Origin of the sequence: Methylophaga sulfidovorans, from assembly GCF_900114205.1 — a bacterium.
Taxonomy (GTDB): Bacteria; Pseudomonadota; Gammaproteobacteria; order Nitrosococcales; family Methylophagaceae; genus Methylophaga; species Methylophaga sulfidovorans.
In genome coordinates, this window is record NZ_FOSH01000007.1 from 62,337 (window position 1) to 86,877 (window position 24,541).

At 43.7% G+C, this 24,541-nt stretch carries 22 protein-coding genes; 3 read left to right on the forward strand and 19 right to left on the reverse strand.

The features are described from left to right. The first annotated feature begins 46 nt into the window (after positions 1-46). The 3 genes from BM232_RS07335 (at position 47) to gloA (ending at position 2,986) form a co-directional block, all read left to right on the forward strand. Complete coding sequence (locus BM232_RS07335) at positions 47-943, forward strand: LysR family transcriptional regulator (protein ID WP_218153315.1); 897 nt, start codon at positions 47-49, stop codon at positions 941-943. Between the two features lie 107 nt (positions 944-1,050). Beyond that, positions 1,051-2,376 carry an alanine/glycine:cation symporter family protein gene (locus tag BM232_RS07340; RefSeq protein ID WP_091712978.1) on the forward strand — a complete coding sequence of 442 codons (1,326 nt, stop codon included), beginning with the start codon at positions 1,051-1,053 and terminating at the stop codon, positions 2,374-2,376. A 55-nt stretch (positions 2,377-2,431) separates the two neighbouring features. Further along, a complete protein-coding gene (gene gloA, locus BM232_RS07345; RefSeq protein WP_091712980.1) occupies positions 2,432-2,986 on the forward strand; it encodes a lactoylglutathione lyase in 555 nt (184 codons plus the stop codon). Between the two features lie 56 nt (positions 2,987-3,042). On the opposite strand, the gene BM232_RS07350 is transcribed toward gloA, so the two are convergent. The 19 genes from BM232_RS07350 to dsbD form a co-directional block, all read right to left on the reverse strand. Next, positions 3,043-3,222 (reverse strand): PLDc N-terminal domain-containing protein, encoded by a 180-nt coding sequence (locus BM232_RS07350; RefSeq protein WP_091712983.1) that lies wholly within the window; start codon positions 3,220-3,222, stop codon positions 3,043-3,045. 82 nt (positions 3,223-3,304) lie between these two features. Next, the gene (locus tag BM232_RS07355) at positions 3,305-4,705 is read right to left on the reverse strand and encodes an efflux transporter outer membrane subunit (protein ID WP_245752842.1); all 1,401 of its coding nucleotides are present in this window, start codon (positions 4,703-4,705) and stop codon (positions 3,305-3,307) included. Between the two features lie 2 nt (positions 4,706-4,707). Beyond that, positions 4,708-7,842 (reverse strand): efflux RND transporter permease subunit, encoded by a 3,135-nt coding sequence (locus BM232_RS07360; RefSeq protein ID WP_091712986.1) that lies wholly within the window; start codon positions 7,840-7,842, stop codon positions 4,708-4,710. 2 nt (positions 7,843-7,844) lie between these two features. Next, positions 7,845-9,002 carry an efflux RND transporter periplasmic adaptor subunit gene (locus tag BM232_RS07365; protein WP_091713232.1) on the reverse strand — a complete coding sequence of 386 codons (1,158 nt, stop codon included), beginning with the start codon at positions 9,000-9,002 and terminating at the stop codon, positions 7,845-7,847. A gap of 11 nt (positions 9,003-9,013) precedes the next feature. Continuing rightward, the gene (locus BM232_RS07370; RefSeq protein WP_091713235.1) at positions 9,014-9,610 is read right to left on the reverse strand and encodes a TetR/AcrR family transcriptional regulator; all 597 of its coding nucleotides are present in this window, start codon (positions 9,608-9,610) and stop codon (positions 9,014-9,016) included. An 89-nt stretch (positions 9,611-9,699) separates the two neighbouring features. Beyond that, positions 9,700-10,965, reverse strand: coding sequence for a DUF2254 domain-containing protein (locus BM232_RS07375; RefSeq protein ID WP_091712988.1), 1,266 nt, complete (start codon positions 10,963-10,965; stop codon positions 9,700-9,702). 128 nt (positions 10,966-11,093) lie between these two features. Continuing rightward, entirely contained in the window at positions 11,094-11,438 is a 345-nt protein-coding gene (gene erpA, locus BM232_RS07380) for an iron-sulfur cluster insertion protein ErpA (RefSeq protein WP_091712990.1), read from the reverse strand. Between the two features lie 65 nt (positions 11,439-11,503). Next, complete coding sequence (locus tag BM232_RS07385) at positions 11,504-11,947, reverse strand: bactofilin family protein (RefSeq protein WP_091712993.1); 444 nt, start codon at positions 11,945-11,947, stop codon at positions 11,504-11,506. A gap of 11 nt (positions 11,948-11,958) precedes the next feature. Continuing rightward, on the reverse strand, positions 11,959-12,651 hold the full coding sequence (locus tag BM232_RS07390) for a DUF6776 family protein (protein WP_091713001.1): 693 nt from the start codon (positions 12,649-12,651) through the stop codon (positions 11,959-11,961). Next, on the reverse strand, positions 12,651-13,682 hold the full coding sequence (gene argC, locus BM232_RS07395) for an N-acetyl-gamma-glutamyl-phosphate reductase (RefSeq protein WP_091713002.1): 1,032 nt from the start codon (positions 13,680-13,682) through the stop codon (positions 12,651-12,653). The genes BM232_RS07390 and argC overlap by 1 nt, the downstream gene beginning before the upstream one ends. A gap of 73 nt (positions 13,683-13,755) precedes the next feature. Next, positions 13,756-16,392 carry a class I adenylate cyclase gene (locus BM232_RS07400; protein WP_091713003.1) on the reverse strand — a complete coding sequence of 879 codons (2,637 nt, stop codon included), beginning with the start codon at positions 16,390-16,392 and terminating at the stop codon, positions 13,756-13,758. A gap of 17 nt (positions 16,393-16,409) precedes the next feature. Next, positions 16,410-17,972, reverse strand: a complete 1,563-nt coding sequence (gene purH / locus BM232_RS07405) for a bifunctional phosphoribosylaminoimidazolecarboxamide formyltransferase/IMP cyclohydrolase (RefSeq protein WP_091713004.1) — start codon at positions 17,970-17,972, stop codon at positions 16,410-16,412. A 33-nt stretch (positions 17,973-18,005) separates the two neighbouring features. Further along, positions 18,006-18,296, reverse strand: coding sequence for a DNA-binding transcriptional regulator Fis (gene fis / locus BM232_RS07410; RefSeq protein ID WP_091713005.1), 291 nt, complete (start codon positions 18,294-18,296; stop codon positions 18,006-18,008). Beyond that, positions 18,293-19,300 carry a tRNA dihydrouridine synthase DusB gene (gene dusB, locus BM232_RS07415; protein WP_177207289.1) on the reverse strand — a complete coding sequence of 336 codons (1,008 nt, stop codon included), beginning with the start codon at positions 19,298-19,300 and terminating at the stop codon, positions 18,293-18,295. The genes fis and dusB overlap by 4 nt, the downstream gene beginning before the upstream one ends. Further along, positions 19,290-20,162, reverse strand: a complete 873-nt coding sequence (gene prmA, locus BM232_RS07420) for a 50S ribosomal protein L11 methyltransferase (protein WP_091713007.1) — start codon at positions 20,160-20,162, stop codon at positions 19,290-19,292. The genes dusB and prmA overlap by 11 nt, the downstream gene beginning before the upstream one ends. Before the next feature lie 6 nt (positions 20,163-20,168). Then, on the reverse strand, positions 20,169-21,509 hold the full coding sequence (gene accC / locus BM232_RS07425) for an acetyl-CoA carboxylase biotin carboxylase subunit (protein WP_091713010.1): 1,341 nt from the start codon (positions 21,507-21,509) through the stop codon (positions 20,169-20,171). Positions 21,510-21,572: 63 nt separating this feature from the next. Next, entirely contained in the window at positions 21,573-22,028 is a 456-nt protein-coding gene (gene accB / locus BM232_RS07430) for an acetyl-CoA carboxylase biotin carboxyl carrier protein (protein ID WP_091713012.1), read from the reverse strand. Positions 22,029-22,050: 22 nt separating this feature from the next. Beyond that, a complete protein-coding gene (aroQ, locus tag BM232_RS07435) occupies positions 22,051-22,488 on the reverse strand; it encodes a type II 3-dehydroquinate dehydratase (protein ID WP_091713014.1) in 438 nt (145 codons plus the stop codon). A 136-nt stretch (positions 22,489-22,624) separates the two neighbouring features. Further along, positions 22,625-24,445, reverse strand: a complete 1,821-nt coding sequence (dsbD, locus tag BM232_RS07440) for a protein-disulfide reductase DsbD (RefSeq protein ID WP_091713016.1) — start codon at positions 24,443-24,445, stop codon at positions 22,625-22,627. Positions 24,446-24,541 lie beyond the last annotated feature (96 nt).

Sequence of the window (24,541 nt, forward strand, 5' to 3'; positions counted from 1 at the left end):
CTCTCAGGTATAGTTAAAATGAATTAATTTAATGATAGGTATAGTTTTGGATAATATCAGTAGGCTGGATCTGAATTTATTAGTGACATTAGATGTGTTGCTAGATGAGCTGAATGTGACCAAAGCAGCAAAACGCTTAAACCTGTCTCAGCCCTCTGTCAGTGTTCAGCTAGCCAAGCTTCGGGACTATTTTAATGACCCATTGCTGGTTTCCAACTCCCGTGGTATGACGCCAACACTCAAGGCTGAACAGCTTAGGCAGCCAATGAAGGAGGCTATTGCTCATTTGCATGAAGTCGTGTTGCCGACTGCTGAATTTGATCCCGAGCGGGCCAAGCAACGTTGGCGAATAGCCGCGTATGACTATGGTGAAGCGACGGTCATGCTGCCATTGCTGCCTGCACTTCGTGCCCAGGCTCCACTTAGTGAGCTATCCATCGTGCAACTGCCACCGACACAAATTTATGAAAAAGCCGAGCGTGGGGAAATAGATTTAGCTATAAATGTGGTGAGTAATAGTCATCTAAACCTTCATCACAGAACATTATTTTCAGACCAATATGTTTTAGCAGCACGCAAAGGACATCGTTTATTAAACGGGCCGGTGTCTCTGGACATTTTTTGTCAGCTAGAGCATGTGATGGTTTCCCCTGATGGTGACGGCTTTTGGGGAGAGACCGATGAGGTATTAAAAGCACTGGGGCTTAAGCGTAATGTGGTGTTGTCAGTGCCTCACTTTTTATTTTTAAAAGCGATTCTGGAAACAACCGATCTGGTTGCAATGCTTCCCTCACGTATAGCGATGATGAGTGATTTAATACAAATCGTATCGGTGCCAATTCAAGTGCCTGACTTCACGATATCGATGCTCTGGCACGAGCGTGTTCATCGAGATCCAGCTCATCAATGGTTAAGAAAACAGATTTTGTTAGCAGTGACTTAGAAACTGATAAGGTGCTTTTGCACTTCATTAGAAAACCGTGTTTGACAGTGGTCTTATTCTCACTTAACTTCAAATGCATTCATGATTCATAACAGGCCGGATTAAATATGGAATTTCTTTCACACTGGGTGTCGGTTTTATCAGGTTGGGTTTGGGGACCACCGATGCTCATTTTGCTGGTTGGTACTGGACTTTATCTGACCATCATTTTAAAGGGACTTCAATTTCGGGCATTAGGCCATGCACTCAGGCTTGTATTTCATAAAGAAGATAAAGCTGATGGTGATATCAGTCATTTTGCCGCTTTAACCACAGCACTCGCTGCAACGGTGGGTATCGGCAATATTGTTGGGGTGGCGACAGCGATTTCTTTAGGCGGGCCTGGAGCCGTATTCTGGATGTGGATAACGGGTCTGGTGGGCATGGCAACTAAATATGCTGAAGCTATGCTGGCGGTAAAATACCGCGAAGAGGGCGAGAACGGTATGCGCGGTGGCCCGATGTATTACATATCAAAAGGCGTAGGTTTACCTTGGTTAGGTAGTTTGTTTGCTATTTTCACTATTGGTGCTGCGTTTGGTATTGGTAATATGACCCAGGCAAATTCCGCCGCAGCAGCAGTACAGCAGGTGTTTGGTATTGAAACCAGTACCACAGGTTTTGTGCTGATGATCTTAACCGGACTGGTATTAATCGGTGGAATTCGATCTATTGGACGCTTCACTTCGATGTTAGTGCCTTTTATGATCGTGGCCTATTTAGGTGCAGCGCTGATTGTCATTGGAATCAATATTGATGAAGTGCCAGCAGCCTTTCATTTAATTTTCTGGCATGCCTTTAATCCGATTGCGGCTGGTGGTGGTTTTGCCGGTGCAGCGGTAGCGGCTGCGATTCGTTATGGTGTGGCACGTGGTGTCTTTTCTAATGAGTCAGGTTTAGGTTCAGCCCCCATTGCTGCAGCAGCGGCACGGACTAATGATCCGGTGAAACAGGCGCTGGTTTCTATGACTCAGACCTTTATTGATACCCTGGTGGTGTGTACGGCAACAGCGCTGGTAATCTTAACAGCTACAGCCTGGCAGGACGGAGTGAAAGCCAATATCTTAACCAGTGTCAGTTTTGCCGAAACATTAGGAATAACCGGGACTTATATTGTCGCGATAGCTACGGCTCTATTTGCCTTTTCCACCTTAATTGGCTGGAGCTATTACGGTGAAAAAGCACTGGAATATCTACTGGGTGAGAAAGCCATCATCGTTTTTCGTATCGTGTTTGTGGCGGCGGTAATCGTTGGTGCTACCCGTGAGTTAAAATTTGTCTGGGACTTTTCCGATTTGATGAATGGTTTGATGGCTATTCCAAACCTTATCGGTATCTTACTGCTGTCGAAAGTCGTGAAAGAAGAAAGCCAGCGTTATTTCAACACTAAGTGAACCATCATCATAAGAATGGTCATAAGCTTATCTGTTTTAAATTAAGGAGAGAACAATGAGTCGTCATTTTGACAATGCTGAAGGGCTGAGCGGGATACACGATCCCGCCACTCATGATTTTGTATTTAATCAAACCATGTTTCGCATTAAAGACCCGAAACGTACTCTGGCGTTTTACACTGAAGTGATGGGGATGACCTTGGTTAAACGGTTTGATTTTCCGGAAATGAAATTCACGCTTTACTTCATGGCCGCTATGTCACCAGAGCAACTCAAAACTATTTCAACAGATAATGATGAGCGTATTAAGCAAACCTTTGCCATGCCTGCGATGTTGGAACTGACTCATAACTGGGGTGATGAGGATAATGATGAGGTCAGTTACCACAATGGTAATAGCGATCCTCGTGGATTTGGCCATATTGGGTTTGCTGTACCGGATATTGATGCCGCATGTGAGCGATTTGAATCATTTGGGGTGCCGTTTGTGAAGAAACCGAATGATGGCAAGATGAAAGGCATTGCCTTTATTCAGGATCCGGATGGTTACTGGATTGAGATCTTTACACCTGAGCGTCAGCCAGAATTACTTAAAGATCATTTAGGCTAATTGAAAGCATTAAAAAAGGGGCGTTAAGCCCCTTTTTTATTTAGCTGTTGCTAAGTCTAGCTTTTAGGCCCAAGTAAGAACCAAATAAGCAGACCCAATACCGGGAACAGCAGAAGGATAAGAATCCATAAAATCTTCGCGCCACCGCCAGCAGGACTATTGGCTACCTGAATAATGGCCCAGATAACAATGATTAGCCAAATCAGACCTAATATGCCGCCTACTTGTAAATCCATTATCCTCTCCTTATTTTATGAAATATAAGTAGCTTAAATTAAGCTGATGGCTGATACAAAATTATTTCTGTGATGGCGTAGCTTAGGGTGTTTCTTCATATAAGCCACCACCCAATGCTTTGTACAAAGTCAATTGATTGCGTAGTCTGAGCAAGCGGGTATCAATCTGACTTAATTCACTATTGATAGAACTACGCTGTGCATCCAGCACATCTAGGTAACTATCTATACCGGCATCAAATCGATATTGGGCTAACTGCAGACTACGTTTGGTGGAGGCTGTTAGATCATTCTGCGCTTCCAACTGAGCATCCAGCGTATAACGCGCTTCCATTTCGTCACGAACTTCTTTAAATGCTTCCTGAATGACTTGTTGATACTTAGCAATGTTAATGTCTTTTTGTAGCTCAGCCACATTCAGGTTGGCCTTATTTACACCCCAATCCAGCAACGGCAGGGTGAACTGCGGTGCGATAGCCCACTGACGGCTTGAGGCTTCGCCTAATTGGCCAAAGCTTGTACCGCCAAAACCAAGTGAGGTTGTGAGACTGATACGTGGAAAGAACGCTGCTCTGGCCGCACCAATATCAGCATTAGCTGATTTAATTGTGTACTCGGCCTGCATCACATCAGGACGTTTTAACAATACATCAGATGTCAGATTGGCAGGAATATCGCGCAGTGTTTTCATTTCATACCAGCTTTTTTTCCATTCATCTTTATCTAATGTCTGGCCTACCAGGAGCTGTAAGTTTGTGAAGTTCTGATTTGCCTGCTGCTGGTATTGTACTTCCAGAACACGCGCTTCATGCAGAGCTGTTTCGGCTTGTCTTACATCCAGTTCAGAAGCTAAGCCGCTTTTAAAACGTTTCTCAATCAGTTGATAACTTTCATCACGTGCTTTGCGGGTTTCTGAAGATAATTGTTGCTGTTCATTACTTGCCAGCCAGCTAAACCAGGCATCAGCCACTTGCGCAATTAACGTTAATTGCATGCTGTCCCTTGCCGATTTAGAAGCGAGGAACTGTTGTAACGCTGATTCAGACAGGCTATCTATGCGGCCAAAAAAATCCAGCTCCCAAGCGGATATACCAAGTCCAACACTATAAGTATCGGTTATTTCACTTTGTCTTCTAGCGTTTAAAGAGCCTGGTGTTCGCTGACGTGTAACCGAACCTTCTGCATTGACTGTTGGTAATTTTGCCGCTTTTTGAATACGAAATTGTTCACGCAGCTGTTCAACAGTCAGTGATGAGATTTTGAGGTTCTGATTATTGGCTAAAGCGATGCTGATCAATTGTTCTAGTTTTGGATCAAGATAAAAATCTTTCCAGCCGAGTTCAGCCACATTGATTGAGTCTTCGGCTGATTGATTAGCGATGGCAATACTTGGATCAGGTCTTTGATAGTCCGGCATCAACGAACATGCTGATATCGTTAATAGCGCCGTGATAGCAACAGATAATTTAATAGGTTTCATCATAATCAGGCCTTTTTAACTTCATCATGTGATGATTTTTTAGTAAGTCTTTCTCGCAGACTAAATACCACAACAAAGAAGACAGGTATAAAGAATATCGCTAATAGAGTAGCAGTGAAGACACCACCAAAAACGCCAGTCCCAATGGCATTCTGACTGCCAGAACCAGCACCCGTAGCAATCATCAGCGGTAATACACCTAACATAAAGGCAAGTGATGTCATGATGATAGGGCGAAGACGCATTCTGACAGCCTCCATGGTGGCATCAATAAGTGACATACCATCTTCATGTAGTGATTTTGCAAACTCAACAATCAGGATGGCATTTTTGGAAGCCAGCCCGATGGTTGTTAACAGACCTACCTGGAAATAGACGTCATTGGATAATCCACGTGCCATGGTAAACAGTACAGCACCGATAATGCCCAGTGGTATAACCATTAATACTGAGAACGGTACTGACCAGCTTTCATAAAGTGCTGCCAGACATAAGAACACCACCATAATGGAAAGAGCATAGAGTAATGGTGCTTGATCCCCAGACTCGCGTTCCTGATAGGATTGCCCTGTCCATTCATAACCAAAGCCGGAAGGAAGCTTTCCTACTAACTCTTCCATTGCTTTCATAGCTTCACCTGAACTGACACCCGGTGCTCCTTCACCTTGAATATTGACTGACGAGACGCCGTTATAGCGTTCAAGCCTTGGCGAGCCGTAAATCCAACGTCCTTCTGAGAGAGAGCCTAAAGACACCATCTCGTTATTATTGTTACGGACATACCATTTTGATACATCATCGGGCATCATTCTGTAAGGTGCGTCACCTTGTACATATACCTTTTTAACACGACCATTATCAATGAAATCATTAACATAGGTAGATGCCCAAGCGGTATTAAATGTCTGGTTTATTTGGGTCAGGTCGACACCAAATGCCGCTGCTTTTGTATGATCCACATCGATTTTAAACTGAGGTGTATCTTCCTGACCATTTGGCCGAACACCTGTTAAACGTGGATCCTGAGCTGCCATACCTAATAGTTGATTTCTGGCATTCATTAAGGCCGCATGCCCTTGACCACCCACATCCTTCAGCTGTAAATCAAAACCACTGGCATTACCTAGTTCAGTGATTGGTGGCGGTACAATCGGGAATATCATTGCATTTTTGATAGATGAAAAATATTGAAATGCTCTCCCGGCAACGCCTTGCACACTCAATTCCTCACCTGGTCTTTCATCCCAGGGTTTCATATTTGTAAAGGCCATACCATTATTCTGACCACGCCCAGCAAAGCTGAATCCAATAATCGAGAATACTGATTTAACACTGTCTTTTTCTTTATCAAGATAATAGTCTTCGATTTTATTCATCACCTCAGACGAGCGTTGTTTTGAGGCATTGGCTGGCAATGTCATTAAGGTAAACATCATGCCTTGATCTTCATTCGGTAAGAACGATGTCGGAAGCCGGGTGAATAGAACAGCTAATACTCCCACGATGAGCACATAAATGATCATGTATCTGCCCGTACGGTGAATCATATGACCGACGGAGCTTTGGTATTTATTCGTCGCCCGATTGAAGTTACGGTTAAACCAGCCGAAGAACCCTTTTTTATCATTGTGTTCATCGTCACCCGCTCTGAGTAGCGTGGCACAGAGTGCAGGTGTCAGTGTCAGAGCTACCAGTACCGATAAGGCCATGGCAGAGACTATAGCTACGGAGAATTGCCGATAAATAACGCCGGTGGAACCGCCAAAGAAAGCCATCGGAATAAATACGGCGGACAGTACCAGAACAATACCCACTAAAGCACTGGTGATCTGGTCCATTGATTTTCGGGTGGCTTCTTTAGGTGAGAGACCATCTTCATGCATTACACGCTCAACGTTTTCAACCACTACGATAGCGTCATCAACCAGCAAACCAATAGCCAGAACCATGGCAAACATTGTCAGTGTATTGATGCTGAAACCGAAAGCGAACAGGACACCGAAGGTCCCTAACAAAACAATCGGCACAGCAATTGTTGGAATCAATGTCGCCCGGATATTCTGTAAGAATAAATACATAACCAGGAAGACTAAAACGATCGCTTCGATTAATGTGTGAACAACATTTTCAATAGAGATTTTGACTGAAGGTGTTGTATCGTACGGATAAACGACTTTCAGGCTATTTGGAAAATAGGGGGATAATTCATCGATACGCTCACGAATTTTTTTGGCTGTTTCCAGGGCGTTGGCACCTGAAGCCAGATTAATACCAATACCAGCAGCCGGTTGTTTATTGTATTCCGTTTCAAATTGGTAGTTTTCACCACCTAATCCAATACGAGCGACATCAGACAGTTTGATGCGTGAGCCATCTTCATTTACGCGTAAGATTATTTGTCCAAACTCTTCCGGGGTTTCCAATTGAGTTTGTACGATAATGCTGGCATTAAACTCCTGCCCTTTGACTGCTGGCGCACCACCGAGCTCACCAGCTGCAATCTGCACGTTTTGGGCACGAATGGCATTGGTGACATCACTTGTGGTTAGTTTGTAGTGAGCTAATTTATCTGGGTTAAGCCAGATACGCATGGCATATTGCGAACCAAATACCTGGATCTGGCCTACACCATTGATACGACTTAGTGGTTCTTTAATATTGGCAGAGACATAGTCAGCAATATCATATTTATCGAGGCTGCCATCATCAGAATAAAAGCCAAGCACCATCAAAAAAGCGGCACTGGACTTAGTGACTTCTATACCTTGCTCCTGAACGGCTTGGGGAAGCAGAGGCATGGCCGACTGTAGTTTATTTTGGACTTGTACTTGAGCGATATCAGCATCAGTACCGGGGTTAAAGGTCACTGTTAATGAACCGGACCCCGAAGAATCACTGGTACCCGACATGTAAAGAACATTATCAATACCCGTTAGATTTTGTTCGATAACCTGAATAACCGTGTCTTCCACTGTTTTAGCTGATGCGCCGGGGTAGACAGTACTTATCTCAACTGACGGTGGTGCGACAGTTGGATATTGCGATATAGGTAATTGATAAATCGATATTATCCCCGCCATCATGATGATAATGGCGATGACCCAGGCAAAGACAGGGCGATCAATAAAAAATCTGGCCATGATTATGCTCCGTTACCTGCTGTCTGAATTGTATTGTTATCAATTTTGACCGAGTCTTCCGGAGCCACTTTTTGTAAGCCTTCAACAATAACTTGTTCACCGGCACTCAGCCCTGATTTCACAATCCAGTTATCCCCTACCGAGCGATCCAATTTAAGTTGACGAAGTTCAACTTTATTGTCTTTACCTACGATCAAAGCAGTGGCATTTCCTTCACGATCAAAAGTAATCCCTTTTTGTGGTGCCAGAATAATGTTTTCCAGCTCACCTTCCTCAATAGTTGCTTTAACGTACATGCCGGGTAATAACAGGTGTTCTGGATTAGGCATGATGGCTCTTAGTACAACATCACCCGTCGTTGGATCCACATTTACCTCAGCAAATTGCAAGGTGCCTGCTTCAGAATAAGCACTCCCGTCCTCTAGTGTTAGTGTCACTTTTGGCGCTTTTTCCTGGTTGATTTGACGAGCAATAATACGCTTACGTAAATCAAGTAGACGTTTAGATGGTTGTGATATATCGACATAGATCGGTTCAAGCTGAGTGATGGTTGTCAGGACAGCGCTTTGCTGTGCAGTCACCAGTGCGCCTTCGGTAAAATTGGATTTACCTATTTGTCCGGAAATGGGCGCATAAACATGTGTGTAATTTAAGTTGGTTTCTGCCGTTTTTAATGTCGCTTCCTGAACTTTAATATCTGCTTCAGTTTGCTCATAAGTCGATAGGGCATCATCATAATCCTGTTTGCTGATTGCATTATCAGCAAGCAAGTTTTTATAGCGGGCTTCTTTGGCTTTAGCTGTTTGCAAAGCCGCTTTAGCTCTCATCAGCTGTGCTTTGGCATTGGCTACTTGTGCTTGATATAAAGCAGCATCAATCTGATATAACTGTTGGCCTTCTTTTACTTGAGCGCCTTCTTCAAAAAGACGTTTCTCAATAATGCCATTCACCTGAGGACGAACTTCAGCTTGCCGGAAGGCAGTGGTACGAGCCGGTAATGAGCTACGTAATGTGACTTTTTGTGGGGCAAGAGTAACAACATCAACATGTTTTTCTGGCTTCTGACCGCCTTGTTGTTGAGGCTCATCAGATTGACATGCGGTTAATATCAATAAAGCAGATAGCGCTATAACACGTGAGATTGAGGGCGAGGTTTTCATGAATAACTCCATTATTGAGTCTCAATTGTTGATATAGATATAGCATCCCATGACGCTTCTAGCATAAGGTTCAGTTCATCAGCACTAATGTCGATGGTCTCTAGCAGTAGCTGGCCGGCAAGGTTAACAAGTGGTTCGAAACTGAAGCTGATTAAAACATCATTTGGTAAGGGTTTTAAAATACCTTGCTGACGACCTTTTTCATATAAGTCTTTTATTGGTTTCAATTGCGACCAGGTGTCGGCATGTAAATCACGCAGCACATTCTGAGGTAGGTGATCAAACTGTGGCTTACACAAGGTTATACATTGATTATCCAGACAGAAATTCCATAAATTAATACTCATCTGTCGATGCTGTGCTTTTATCGGTAAGGATGTGTCGTGATTTTCAAACATGGCTGCGGCGACTGTTTTAATGATGTCGCTATGTAAATGCATGATGAGTTCATCTTTGTCTTTGAAGTAAAGATATATGGTGCCAGCAGCAACGCCTGCTTCAGCGGCAAGCTGTTTGATGGAAAAGCCATGAAACCCTTTCGCTGCCAGTAGTTTCAATGTCGCAGCTAAAATAGCTTGATGCTTATCCTTACATGAGGATGCACACATGAGTTTTACCCATAAAATGAATGAACGTTCATTCATTTTATGGGTAAAACAAAATTTAGTAAAGCACCTTTTATGACAGATGTATCACATTATGAAGATTTGATTATGTCTCGTAATTCCTGCAAGCGTTCTTTATCTGCATCCAGATCTAAGGCTAATAAAGCACGTTGATAAGCAAGTTCTGAATGTTTTTCTACACAATCAGAAAAGCATTCAGGAGAAATTTGCTTTAATGCTAATAATGATTTTTGCAGTCTTATATGAATCTCAAGCATGCTAGCCCCATCCCGACTGATAGGCAGAAAAATATCATCAAAAAGGTTATCAAGCTTAATTTCAGGCATACGTACATTTGGGTAGGCTATGCTGTCGTCAGTATCATCAAGACTTTTATGATCTTGCCAGCATGACAGAACTCTGACTGCCCGACTTAAAATATCAATGGCGGTACCCGGATCATTTACAGCAGGAGAGAGCGCGCGGGAAGCAATCTCTGCTAGTACAGTGAAACCAAAGCGCGGATCCTGATCAAATGATCTTAGGTCACTGATGGTAAGTGCTTTATTGATAGTGTCGTCAATTGTGTCAGATTGATCACCATCATAATAAGCAATGGCCTCGCCGGGGTGAACGAAATGACCTGGCTCTATATACAAACAGATTTCAGTTTCATTCGATTCTGCACAGCGGTTAAGCCCACCTAAATCAATATGCTTGATGTAACCAATCTGGTCGACATAGACTGCGTTTTTGCCTTTCTTTGGTGGATTTTCTTTATCTAAGCGTTTCGCCCCAAGGCAAGGGTAGTCAACACGTTGTTTTATGGCTTCTGTGAGGGCTTCTTCCACACGATTGGTGGTCTCACTCAATCGACCTAATAATGATAAATGCTCTATCCAACGTAAGATTGTGACAACAATAAGAATGATGACGCCGATAGTCACAGTAAAGAGGATTAAACGGCCATTTTCACCATAGATATCAGTGCTCAGGGCGATAATACCGACCAGACTGAACAAAAAAGACCCAATGAAAGTCGCAAGGACATTCTGGGTTGTACTGTCTTGTCTGACTAATTGAGTTGCTCTTGGGGTTGCACTTGAGCTTGCTGCTGCATATGCGGAAACCATGACACTGAGAGAAAAAGTCGTGACGGCAAGCATGCTTGAGGCAAGGATATTAAGGATCCCCCGAACTGCCTCTGCACCAATCTTAAAAGGAAAAGGGCTCTCTATTAATGTTTGTGCGGGTATAGCAATCAATGCTGTAACAATGGCCAATACAGCGAATAATGAGGCTCTTAACCACAAGGTACGAGTCAGCTGTGTTAATAACCATTGCCATTTTGAGATCATTCTATACCCCTATATCAGCGTCGTTTCAGAATAATGAAGCCATTGTGAATAGGCAACAATGACAATACATGATGGCAAAAAAAAACCGATGTCGAGACACCGGTTTTTTTGAGGTGATGTGTTTTTGATTATGGCGAGAAAGATGAACCACATCCACATGTTGTTGTGGCATTTGGGTTACGAATGACAAATTGGGAACCTTCAATGCCATCGGTGTAATCAATCTCTGCACCAACCAAGTATTGATAACTTGCTGGATCAATCAGTAAAGTGACACCAGCTTTTTCTACTTGTGTATCACCATCGCTGACGTCTTCTTCGAAGGTAAAGCCATATTGGAAACCTGAGCAACCGCCGCCGGTAATGAAGACTCGTAGCTTGAGCTGATCATTACCTTCCTCAGCAATAAGATCGCTGACTTTTGCTGCCGCTGCCTCAGTGAAAATAATTGGGCTGGGCATTTCGCTTGTCATGTCATTACTCCGAATAAATGGTTAATTAATAGCCATTATGCAATTCTGACTAAAATAGTCAAGATTTAGCTTTTTTGTTCAAGATGAAAAGATTCTTTTTCGTCAAAGACTTCGTGCTCGACATGCAGTACATCTTCGTCTTCATCCTGAGAGCGAATTAAGTGACCGTTCACTTCACTTCCCATTGCCATCTCTATCATGCGGTAATAAAGGTTGCCATTGATGCGTGCTTTGGGCGCAAGCTCAACATGTTCTGAGGCAAAAACATTACCATTTATTTCTCCATTGATGATGAGATTAGGTACTCGAACTTCGCCATCAATTTTTCCCTGATCACTCAGGGTTAATAAGGAACCATCCTCATTAGCGATAATGGTGCCTTGAATACTGCCATCGATTCGTAAACCACCGCTGAAATTGATATCACCTTTTAAGTGAGTATCACGACCAATTAATGTATCTATCCGTGTCGTTGTTTTTTTCTTTCTTGGTTTATCTTTTTTGAACATGATGAACCTCGTTATGGCAGGGTAGTTGAAACTTCCCATTGAAAAGTGCGTTTAGTTAAGACTTTCTTGTCTTGTTTTAATTCGATTTCAATGCTTTTTGGCTGTTCATTCTCTTCTAAGCTGAATACACCTTCAAGCACTTGTACGTGTTTTAATTTCAAACCATGTTTATTAGCGAGTCGTGGTTTGGTTTTATCACCAGCAAAATTCAATGTTACCAGTACATCACCTTTGATCGCTTTGGTGATTTTTTTACCCTGAGTAATAACAATACGGTAGAAATACTGAGAAGGGTTATCTGGATTGGCTCTGAGATGAAGTTCTCGCACCTGAAGTTCGCTACTGGCATTGCCCTGGGTAATATTCTGATAGAACAATAATTCTTTGTTTAATTCAATGACTTGATCCTGCAGTTTTTGTAAGTTCGATTGTAACTGAGAATCAGTGGCATCCTGGACTGCTTGCAGTCGCGAAATATCATTCACTTGCGAGCTAAGAAGTGTATTTTGTTCGAGGAGTTTTTGATTTTCTTCCTGAAGAATTTGGTTCTGCTTTTGTACTTCAGCAAGATGTTTGTTTTGTTCAGATTGCCATTGAGTTGTCCAATACCAGACGACCGAGGTTGAAACTGCCAGTGTTATCAGCAGTATCAAAAAGGTTCTAAATGGTCGTCTGGTTTGAATTACATACGGTTTATCAATCATCAGGGCATCATCGCAATTACATTAATCCCTGTTTTTTCATCGAGTCCAAACATGATATTCATATTATGGATAGCCTGGCCGGAAGCCCCTTTAACCAAATTATCGATAACCGAAAGAACAACTACCGTATCACTGTTTTGTGGTTGGTGTACTGCAATACGGCAAACATTACTACCTTGAACACTTCTAGTTTCCGGCATTGATCCGCCTGGCATCACATCAACAAAAGGCTCGTTTGCGTAACGGTCTTCAAAAACCTTTTGTAGATTCACATTTTGTGACGTTAGTTGGCCATATAAAGTGGCATGAATGCCCCTCACCATCGGAGCCAGATGTGGAATGAAGGTTAAATCCACTTTTTGTTGGCAATGCTGGGATAAGACTTCACGGATTTCTGGCAGGTGACGATGACCATTGACGCCATAGGCTTTGAAACTACCACTGGTTTCTGCCATCAGCATAGGGATGGCGGCTTTTCTGCCAGCACCGCTGACGCCTGTTTTGGCATCTGCGATTAAGCGCAGTGGGTCAATTAATCCCGCTTCAAGTAATGGCAAAAAGCCCAGTTCAGTAGCTGTTGGATAACAGCCAGGGACGGCGACTAACTGCGCATCTTTGATCTTGTCACGATTCAGTTCTGGTAAACCATAAACGGCAAGTTCAAATAACTCAGGACACGTGTGTTTGGTGTTGTACCACTGTTCCCAGACAGCAAGGTCTTTTAACCTGAAGTCCGCAGAGAGATCGATAACTCGTGTATTACGTTTAATCAGCTCTGGTACTAACGCCATCGCAACGGTATGTGGGGTGGCGAAAAAGACCACATCACATTGTGCAAGAATGTCGGGATCGGGCTCTGAAAAAGCGATATCTACATGACCACGTAAGTTTGGAAAAAGATCGCTGACAGGCATACCTGCTTCACTTCGGGAAGTGATCACTTCCAGTGAGACCTCAGGGTGATTAGCAAGTAATCTCAGTAGTTCGACACCGGTGTATCCAGTGCCGCCAACAATGCCGACTTTGATCATAAGTTACTCTGTCGTCTGATAATAAAGACCAACATAATAAAAGAGCACAGGCCAAAGAGAAAGCCTGTATCGATTATTGTTGGTTAAAAAGTTGTTCCAGACGGTTCTTTTGCTGAATATATATAGCGGTTGGATAACGCTGATGATCAGTAAATTGCAGTTGATTGATATAAAGCGGATATGTCTGGTTATTTTGTCGCAAGGTATTAATAAGCTGGTGAACTTGGGCAAATAAGGCCATATCATCAGCACGGCCTTCAAACCATTTTTTTCCACACATAATAGTGCAGGCTGCATCCAGCGCCGGACTTTCCATGGTTACCTGAACTGGAAGAAAAGTCTGTGTTGTGTTCTGTGGGGCAATAGCATTGATTTTCCAGCCTTGCTGGTGATGGTTGAGCAAATAAAAGCGAATATGTCTCAATTGATTGTCTGCCTTAATGTGTGACAGGAACAGCTGAAGGTGTCCCATCAGGGTTGACTCACTGAGATGCTGAACCTGATGACGGACGATATTGGCGTACTCATCAACAAGATAATAGACCACGGTATTTTTCTCGAGATAAAGAAAAATGCTGACTTGCTCAGCTGCCTGATAACTCAATAAGGTATTCAGAAGTTGGTCTTTATCAAGGTAGCTATCCAGAGCCTGGGCTGTAAACGTTTTTGTATTGTCAGCCAGGTGTTGCCAGAAAGTTTGTGACATTGGGCGTCTGACATATTCAACTTGCCCATCGTGCCATTGAAGTTGATATGGACGATCCGCCAGATTGATCAAAAACTTTCCTTGTTGTGGATGAGTTTGATAATGTTGGCAAACCTGAGGTATTAACGTCTCAAACCGCTGGTTTATTGATTTTTCAAATCCTGGCGTAGTACACCAGCTATTCACTTTAGGTTGACCAATGGGTTGCCAGAGCAACAGGCTGGTGAGCATATCCAGAACAGCAGTCTGCCCCTGATAAAACGTACTATAAATCTGACCATGACTGGAAATAAACAAGCAATCGATGGTTAATACCAGACTTTCTTTAAAGGAGCTGTAATTGAGCGGATCATTTTGTTTGCTGGAGAGCTGTAAACCCTGTTGAGAGAGCTTATTGCTGGGCTGCTCCTCCAGATTCGGGAAGACCATAACCTGAATGACGGTTTCCGTTGTTATGATGTCTGAACGCTGTTTGGGAATATCAAGCCGGGCAAGCCCCTGGTTGATAATGTAATTACTGAGTTCTATGACAGATGAAGTCGTGTACTTCTGGTGCTGATCCGTCACACTAAGCCAATTCGTTTTTGCTAACAGCTGATGATTTATCACCCAGCTTAAGACATCGATAAGTTGCGAATGCTGGTATAAACCTGATTTTGCATTGTCTGCAAGCGGCACCTGACTGACAAGCCAGTCTTGTTGATCCTTGAATCGGTATAAATACAAACGGCTTTCATTATGTTCGGGGCGTAATGACCGTGGTAGAGAGGGAATCTGATTTCCCTGCGGTTGAAAGCGTAAACGGTATAACTGCTTGAGATAAGTTATCTCATTGCTGGTATCCAGTTGATGACGTTTGCAATAATCCTGCAGCTTTTCTAACGAAGACTGAATAACCGGGGCTAATCTGCTAAACCAAGCCTGGTTTTGTTTGATATGTGAGTGACGATTATCCATGGTTTGCAGCTGGGTTTCTGACCATGCCCATTGTGTTATCAGCTGTTTTACAAATTCTCTACGCCATGGATACTGCGCTTGTTTTAGCTCAACGGAAAGTGTTTCCTGACTTTCCTCATAAAATACTTCTCTGGCGATATTGATTAATGATTCTTCTGAGTGTGATTCAATAAGGGAGAGTTTTAGTGCCTGGTTTTCCAGAGCTGGAAAGCGTGACTCACCTTGATAAATAGCTCGTTTTAAAACAACTGACAGTAATGGAACAGACGTGACTGTTTCTAAGAGCAGTGGTAAGTAAAGCAGATCGAGTGATACATGCCCATCTAACAGGACAGCTTTGCATTCAGCATACGTCGTTTCAAACAAGGCATTTTGGTCAATAGATTTGACCGGGCCAAAATCAATTAGATTGTATTGTTTGAATTTAGCCTGTGTTTTGAATTCATCAACTATTGATTGATGATCGCTGTCTTCTTCGTCAGTTAACAACCACCAATAGGGTTCACAGCCTGCCAGAACAATACCTTGTGTGTAGAACTGTTCTTTTTGCCATTCAGATAAGGCATTATTTTCTACCAATGCTTTTTCGGCTATTAATTGTGTTTTCAGTAATAGCCCATTTTCAGCACACCATTCAGTGATGGCATCTAATTTTAATTGCAGCTGATGCCGTTGTTCGATATCCAGCAAATCAGAGCACAGCAACCATAACTCAAATTCAGTTTTATCGGTGTAGCTGTAATGATGGTGAGGGTTAATAAGATAAAGGCCGCGAAGGGGATATCGGCGTAGAGCCCGCACACGGTGATTAAAGCTGCGGTTTAGTTGTTGTGCTTTGTTTACTGTGTCCTGAGACGGACGGTAATCAAGCAAGCCTGCCGGGACATCATCACTGATATAACCCGGTAACAGCTTGGCATTGATATGAAAGAAAAGCGGTAATAGTTGAAAAATTAACGCCTGCCGAGCAGGCGCCATTTCAATGAGATGCTGAAAGCGCTGATAATTTAGCGATTGGAATAAACGATAAGCCTCAACGCGATCCACAAAAATTCCACGGTTGTTTAGTGTCTAAAATGACGTATGCCAGTAAAGACCATGGCAATACCATGTTCGTTTGCTGCAGCAATAACTTCATCATCACGCATAGAGCCACCCGGTTGAATAACTGCTTTAATACCTGCGGCCGCGGCCGCATCCAGACCATCTCTGAACGGGAAAAATGCATCAGAGGCCATCACCGCACCAGGTACAGTCAGGCCAGCATCTTCTGCTTTAATGCCAGCAATGCGGCTACTGACAACACGGCTCATCTGACCGGCGCCAATCCCAACTGTTTGTTGGTTCTTAACATAAACAATCGCATTTGATTTCACAAACTTAGCCACACGCCAGGCAAATAATAAGTCGGCCATTTGTTCTTCAGTCGGCGCTTGTTCTGTGACTACTTTCAGGTCAGCTTTTTGTACCAACGCTTCATCACGGTCCTGAACTAATAAACCACCGTTAACACGTTTGTAATCCAGACCAGTTTCAGTAGTGTTTTCAAAATCACCACAAGCTAATAAACGCACATTGGCTTTTTTAGCCACAGTCGCCTGAGCTTCATCACTGATTGAAGGGGCAATAATGACTTCTACAAATTGACGGTCAATAATAGCTTTTGCTGTATCGGCATCCAATGGACGATTGAATGCAATGATGCCACCAAAGGCAGAGGTTGGATCAGTTTGGTAAGCTAAGTCATAAGCGTTAAGTAAGCTATCAGAAACAGCTACACCACAGGGATTGGCATGTTTTACGATGACGCAAGCTGGTGCTTCGGGGAAGGCTTTGACACATTCCAGAGCGGCATCAGTATCAGCAATATTGTTGTATGACAGTTCTTTACCCTGTAATTGCGTGGCGGCGCTGATAGTGCCTGAGGCAGGATTCGCTTCCGTATAGAAAGCGGCATTTTGGTGAGGGTTTTCACCGTAACGCATATCTTGTTTCTTCACGAACTGGCTATTAAAGGTACGTGAGAAAGTGGTTTTCTCTTCACCTGTTAATTTACCCAGATAGTTGGCAATAGCACCATCATAATGTGCTGTGTGTTCAAATGTCTTAACGGCTAAATCAAAACGGGTTGCATCATCCACACCGCCGTTAGCTTCGATTTGTGCCACAACGTTTGCATAGTCAGCAGGATCAATCAATACGGTAACATCAGCATGGTTTTTCGCTGCTGCACGTAACATGGTTGGACCACCAATATCGATATTTTCGATGGCCATAGGCAAGGTGCAGTCATCACGCGCAATGGTGGCTTCAAACGGATAAAGGTTAACAACAACCAGATCAATAGGAGCAATGTCGTGCTCGGCCATAATGGTGTCATCCGTGCCTCGGCGACCTAATAAGCCACCATGAATTTTCGGATGCAATGTTTTAATACGACCATCCATCATTTCAGGGAAGCCGGTATGTGAGGAGACTTCTTTTACTGGTAAGCCGGCTTCAGCTAATAATTTTGCTGTACCGCCAGTAGATAACAGTTCTACACCTAGCTTGTTTAATTGCTGGGCTAATTCAAGCACACCAGTTTTGTCTGATACGCTCAATAGAGCACGTTTGATTTGATTCATTGAAAAACACTTCCAGGAGATAAAAAATTCGATTTATAAGCCGTATTGCTTGAGTTTTTTACGTAATGTTCCACGGTTAATGCCGAGAATTTCAGCTGCACGGCTTTGGTTGCCGTTGGTATGTTCAAGGGTTGCTTTGAGTAAAGGAACTTCGACTTCCGTCATTAACATTTCATACAGGTTGGCAGCAGGATGGCCTTCAAGTTGTTCGAAATAATCGGCCAATGCACGTGTGACGCACACATTGAGTGGTTCCGCTGTTTGCTCAGCCACGACAGCTAGCTCTGCGCAAGTAGTTGAATCTTTGGCTAGCGGTTGAGTCATGCGGCTTGTATATCCTGTTGTTCTTGTAATTGATCAAAAAACTGACGTGTAAAGTCTACCTGCTGTTGCGGTGATTCGAGCAAATTCATTTCCTGACGGAAGGCATTACCATTACGTAGACCTTTGCTATACCAGGCAATGTGTTTTCTTGCCATTCGCACACCGGAATAATCACCATAAAAATCGTACAGGTTTTCCAGGTGTTCAATCAAGATCTGACGAATTTCAACAACAGAAGGAGATGATAACAGTTTGTTATGCTCAAGGTAATGGATAATTTGTCTAAAAATCCATGGGTTACCCTGGGCAGCACGTCCAATCATTAAACCGTCAACACCGGTTTTATTGAGTATTTCAGCAGCTTTTAAAGGGGAATCTATATCACCATTAGCAATAATTGGCATGGACGAAATAGAGGCTTTTATTTCTGCAATTGTGTCGTATTCGGCTTCACCTTTATAGGCATCAGCTCGTGTTCTGCCATGAATGGCCAAGGCTTGTATGCCTGATTGTTCGGCAATTCGGGCAATCGTTAATCCATTACGATTATCTCTATCCCAGCCGGTACGTATTTTCAGGGTCACAGGCACATCGACGGCATTCACCACAGATTCAAGAATACTGGCTACCAGTGACTCATCTTGCAACAGGGCAGAGCCAGCCATCACATTACAGACTTTTTTAGCAGGACAGCCCATATTGATATCAATGATATGGGCACCTTGATCGACATTATGTTTTGCTGCTTCAGCCATCATTTTGGGATCGGCACCAGCAATCTGTACACTACGTGGCTCTGGCTCACCAGTATGATTAGCTCGTAATAACGACTTTTTACTGGCCCACAAGGTTTTATTTGCTGTGATCATCTCTGATACAGCCATTCCCGCACCTAAGCGACGACATAACTGACGGAATGGACGATCTGTTACACCTGCCATCGGTGCCAGAAATAAATTATTAGGCAAATGGTAGGGCCCGATGCTGATGGTTTTACCTTGCATGTCGGCTGCCATTTAATCTAATCCAGTCTTCCTTGACGGCAGGAGCTTGCATATCAAACCATGATTGATAGCTATCGGATACTTCCTGTGCTTGTACTTGTAATATGCCAGATAACACGAGCCCAGCATTGGGTTTTGTCAAAGTAGCGAATAGTGGTGCCAGCGTTTGTAATGGGCCTGCGAGAATATTCGCTAGTAATAAATCACAAGGCTCATCCGGGCAATCACCAGGTAAATAAGCTTCGATCTCGACACCATTACGTTCAGCATTGGCACGTGTCGCTTCAAGTGCCTGTGGATCGGTATCGACACCAATAACTCGTTCAGCACCAAGCAGAGCAGCCGCAATCGCTAAAATGCCACTGCCACAGCCATAATCAATAACGTATTTACCTTTAAGATCGGCCTGATCTAACCAGTTCAAGCATAAAGCGGTAGTGGGATGTGTACCGGTACCAAATGCTAAACCGGGATCCAGCATAATGTTGACTGCATCTGGCGCTGGTGGTGTATGCCAGCTAGGGCATATCCATAAACGTTCGCCAAATTGAATAGGATGAAAATTATCCATCCATTCTCTTTCCCAGTCCTTGTCTTCAACTGCTTCAACGCGATATGGCGGTATATCCGCTACTAGCGTTGATAACATATTGCCGACGTCATCAGGATTGGTTTCCGCATCAAATAAGGCGACAACCCGAGTTGCCGTCCACAGCGGTGTGGTCCCAAGATCAGGTTCGTAAATAGGCTGATCGGCATCATCTTCAAAGGTGACAGCTGCTGCACCACACTCAGAAAACGCATCAGACAAGGCATCTGCCTTGTCTGATGTGGTGTTACAAATAAATTGAATCCAGGCCATCGCTGATTACATGCCCAGTTTCTTTTCAAGATAATGAATATTGGTGCCACCCGTTTGAAAGTGAGTGTCATCCATAATGTCACGTTGTAATTCAACGTTGGTTTTAATACCTTCAATACCAATTTCTTTTAACGCTGTTTGCATACGGGCAATCGCGATATCACGCGTTTTACCATAGGCAATCAGCTTTCCGATCAAAGAATCATAATTTGGTGGCACGCGGTAGCCACTATAAATATGGGAATCCATACGGATACCGGCACCGCCTGGTGCATGATACGAAGTGATTTGCCCTGGACTTGGCATGAAAGTACGGGAATCTTCAGCATTGATACGACATTCAATGGCATGGCCACGCATGACAATATCTTCTTGCTTGATTGACAGTGGCTCACCTGCTGCAATACGAATCTGCTGTACCAGAAGATCAACATCTGTCACACGTTCAGTGACCGGATGTTCTACCTGAATACGGGTATTCATCTCGATGAAATAGAATTCACCATCCTGATAGAGAAACTCAAATGTACCGGCACCACGGTAACCAATACGTACACAAGCTTCAGCACAGATTTTACCCATACGGTCGCGCATTTCTGGAGTGATACCAGGTGCAGGCGCTTCCTCGACCACTTTTTGGTGGCGACGTTGCATTGAGCAGTCGCGTTCACCTAAGTGAATAGCATTACCATGCTGATCGGCGAGTACCTGGAACTCGATATGGCGTGGATTTTCGAGGAATTTCTCCATATAAACCATGCCGTTACCAAAGGCTGCTTTCGCTTCACTACGGGTTAATGCAATGGCGTTCAGTAAGTGAGCTTCACTGTGAACTTCACGCATACCACGACCACCGCCACCGCCAGCCGCCTTAATAATAATCGGGTAGCCAATCTCACGTGCCAGACGTAAATTGGTTTCGTCATCATTGCCCAGTGGACCATCAGAGCCCGGTACACAAGGAACGCCAGCTTCTTTCATCGCTTTGATAGCTGACACTTTATCGCCCATCAGACGAATGGTATCAGCGCGTGGGCCGATAAAAATAAAGCCACTTTCTTCGACACGCTCTGCAAAGTCAGCATTTTCAGATAAAAAGCCATAGCCCGGGTGAATGGCTGTGGCATCTGTGATTTCGGCGGCACTGATCAAAGCCGGAATATTCAGATAGCTCTCATTGGATGGCGCAGGGCCGATACAGACTGTTTCATCAGCAAGCAAAACGTGTTTTAAGTCACGGTCTACTGTTGAGTGGACAGCAACCGTTTTGATGCCCAGTTCCCAACAAGCCCGCAAGATACGCAAGGCAATCTCGCCTCGGTTAGCAATAACAATTTTATCGATCATAATTTGGTTTTAATCCACAATTCAGGGTGAGCGATGGCTATGTGATGATAGCCAGCATGACTGTTATTCGATAATGACTAGTGGCTCGTCAAATTCAACAGGATCACCGTTTTCAACCAGAATAGCTTTAACAGTACCACTACGATCAGCTTCGATTTGGTTGAACATTTTCATTGCTTCGATGATGCAAATGACATCACCAGCAGACACCGATTGGCCAACTTCAACAAATGGTGCAGCTTCAGGCGATGATGAACGATAAAACGTTCCTACCATTGGAGAGCGCACAGCATTGGCTTCATTAACCGTATTGCTTGTTTCTGCTACTGGCGCTGCTGCTGGTGCCGGAGCGGGCGCTGGAGCAGCATAGTGAGCAGGTGCTGGAGCGTTGTATGAAACAGCTGCAGAATGCTGATTACGACTGATACGTACTGACTCTTCACCTTCTGAAATTTCAATTTCAGATACGTCAGATTCTTGGATCAAATCAATCAGTTTTTTAATTTTACGAATGTCCATGCTAAAACCTTATATTTAGTTGTTATGGGTTGAGTTGTCTGATGGCAGATGCCAAAGCTAATTCATAGCCTTGTGTGCCAAGTCCGCAAATCACACCTACTGCAATATCTGATAGATAGGAGTGATGGCGGAATGTCTCGCGTGCGTGAATATTAGAAATATGTACTTCTATAAATGGAATCTTGACCGCGGATAAGGCATCTCGTAATGCCACGCTGGTATGTGTGAATGCGGCCGGATTAATAATAATAAAATCAGCCTTATCTCTGGCAGCATGAATTTTTTCGATTAATTCATGTTCTGCATTCGTTTGGAAAAAATCGAGTTGGTGTGAGGCATTTTTTGCGATGGCATCCAGGCGTTGTTGAACATCGGCCAGGGTGTCAGCACCATAATGTTCAGGCTCGCGTGTCCCAAGCAGATTGAGATTGGGGCCGTTAAGCACAACAATATTCGCCATTGCGATCCTTCAATTACGGGTCAGAGATAATAGGCGGAATTGTGCACCAGCAAACTGATGATGTCCAGTTTATCGAAATAAAAAGCGGCTTTTTGTTGCTATTTTCGCCGAAAAGTCTTGTTTCTGGACTTTTCTGTTATTGACTCTGGAGCAGCTTAAGATGATCTAAAAAGGCGTCGGTTTTTACTAAACCGACCAGCCTATATTGCTGCAGCTCTTTGCCTGTCTTATCGAAAAATAGCATGGTCGGAGGGCCAAAGACTCGTAGTGATTTCAGCATATCCTGATGGACTTGTGTATTGTCCGTCATATCTAGTTGCAGCAAGGTGTAATTTTTCATTGCAGCAATGACTTCAGGATCCTGAAACGTCGTTTTTTCCATGATTTTACATTCTGTACACCAGTCGGCGTAAAAATCGAGCATAACTGGTTGCGTGGTGGAAGCCAGTCGACTATTAAGTTCATCGAGATCACTTATACGGCTAAATTCTAGATGTTGTGACACGGATGATTTATCAGATGTTATCGTCATCGCCTTAAGCGGTTGCCATACATTGTTGCTGCCACTGGCGCCACCTATCATCAACAGTGCGCCATATATAAAGAGTATTAAACCTGTACCTTTGCTAAGTTTATTGAGATCCGTTGCATCAATATCAAGATGATTAAATGCACCAAGGTAGACAGCGGAAACAATTAATAAGCCGCCCCATAGAATCAAGGTCAGCCAACCGGGAATGATGCGCTCTAACATCCAGATAGCAAGACCTAACAGCAGGACGCCAAACACTGATTTAATAAACATCATCCAGTTCCCGGCTTTAGGGAGCAGTTTGCCAGCCGAGGTGCCAATGATAAGCAGGGGAATACCCATGCCGATACTCAGAGCAAATAAAGCGAGTCCACCTAACACCGGATCCGCATGTTGTCCGATAAAAATTAAGGTTCCAGCCAGCGGTGGAGCCAGACAAGGGCCGACAATCAAGCCAGACAGCAAGCCCATCATCGCTACGCCCATCAATTTACCGCCTCGTTGTTTGTGACTTAATTGATGAAGGCGGTGCTGAACTGACTGGGGAAGTTGCAGTTCGTATAATCCGAACATGGATAAAGCGAGAATGACGAATAAGGCACTGAAGGCGCTGATTATCCATGGGTTTTGAAACATGGCCTGTAAATTTTCACCCAGTAAACCTGTAATTACCCCGGCAATGGTATAGGTCACTGACATCGCTAAAACATAGACTAGTGAAAGGACAAAGGCTCGACGGGTGGTGATATGTTCTCCTTCACCGACGATGATGCTGGATAAAATTGGAATCATCGGAAAAATACAGGGAGTAAACGCCAGCAGCAGGCCTAGTCCGATAAAACCAAGAATGATTTGCCCCAGGTTTTCCTGCTCAAGTTTCTGGGCAATACGGTCTTGTTCCGTGAGTTGTTGAGTATTAGGCTGGGTAGCGTTCTCGGCTTTTTGTTGTGGAGCCTGACTTATGGCGGGTAAAGCCAGATCAACTTGCTGTGCTGATGGCGGATAACAGATACCAAATTTTTCTGAACATCCCTGAAAGCGTGCTTTAAGAGTAAATGTGGTTGCACCATCAGGACGATCTAAGGGAATAACCAAAGAAAAATCATGATGATAGACCTGAACTAAACCAAAGTTTTCATCCTGCTTATTTTCGCCAGCCGGGAGCGTTATCTGACCTAATTTGACCTTGTCATTACCGATGACTTCAAACTGAATTTCATTTTTGTAGAGGTAGTTACCCTCGAGTATTTTCCAATGTGCCAGAATACTGTTGGCATCATTCACTTCTGCACTGAACTGGAACGCTTCTTCAACAAGCGGAGGGGCCTCGTCATCATTGCCCAGACCTAAACCAGCAAACAGGCTGTCGCGCGCATGTGCATTAAAAACGGTTAGCAGTAATATAAAAAATAAAAATTTTTTCATCAGTCTCAAATGCTTGTCAGAAGGTTGTATAACTAGACAATCATATCAGGCAATAGTTACATCGGTCTTGTCTGGGGTATGCCTCATGTCACATTG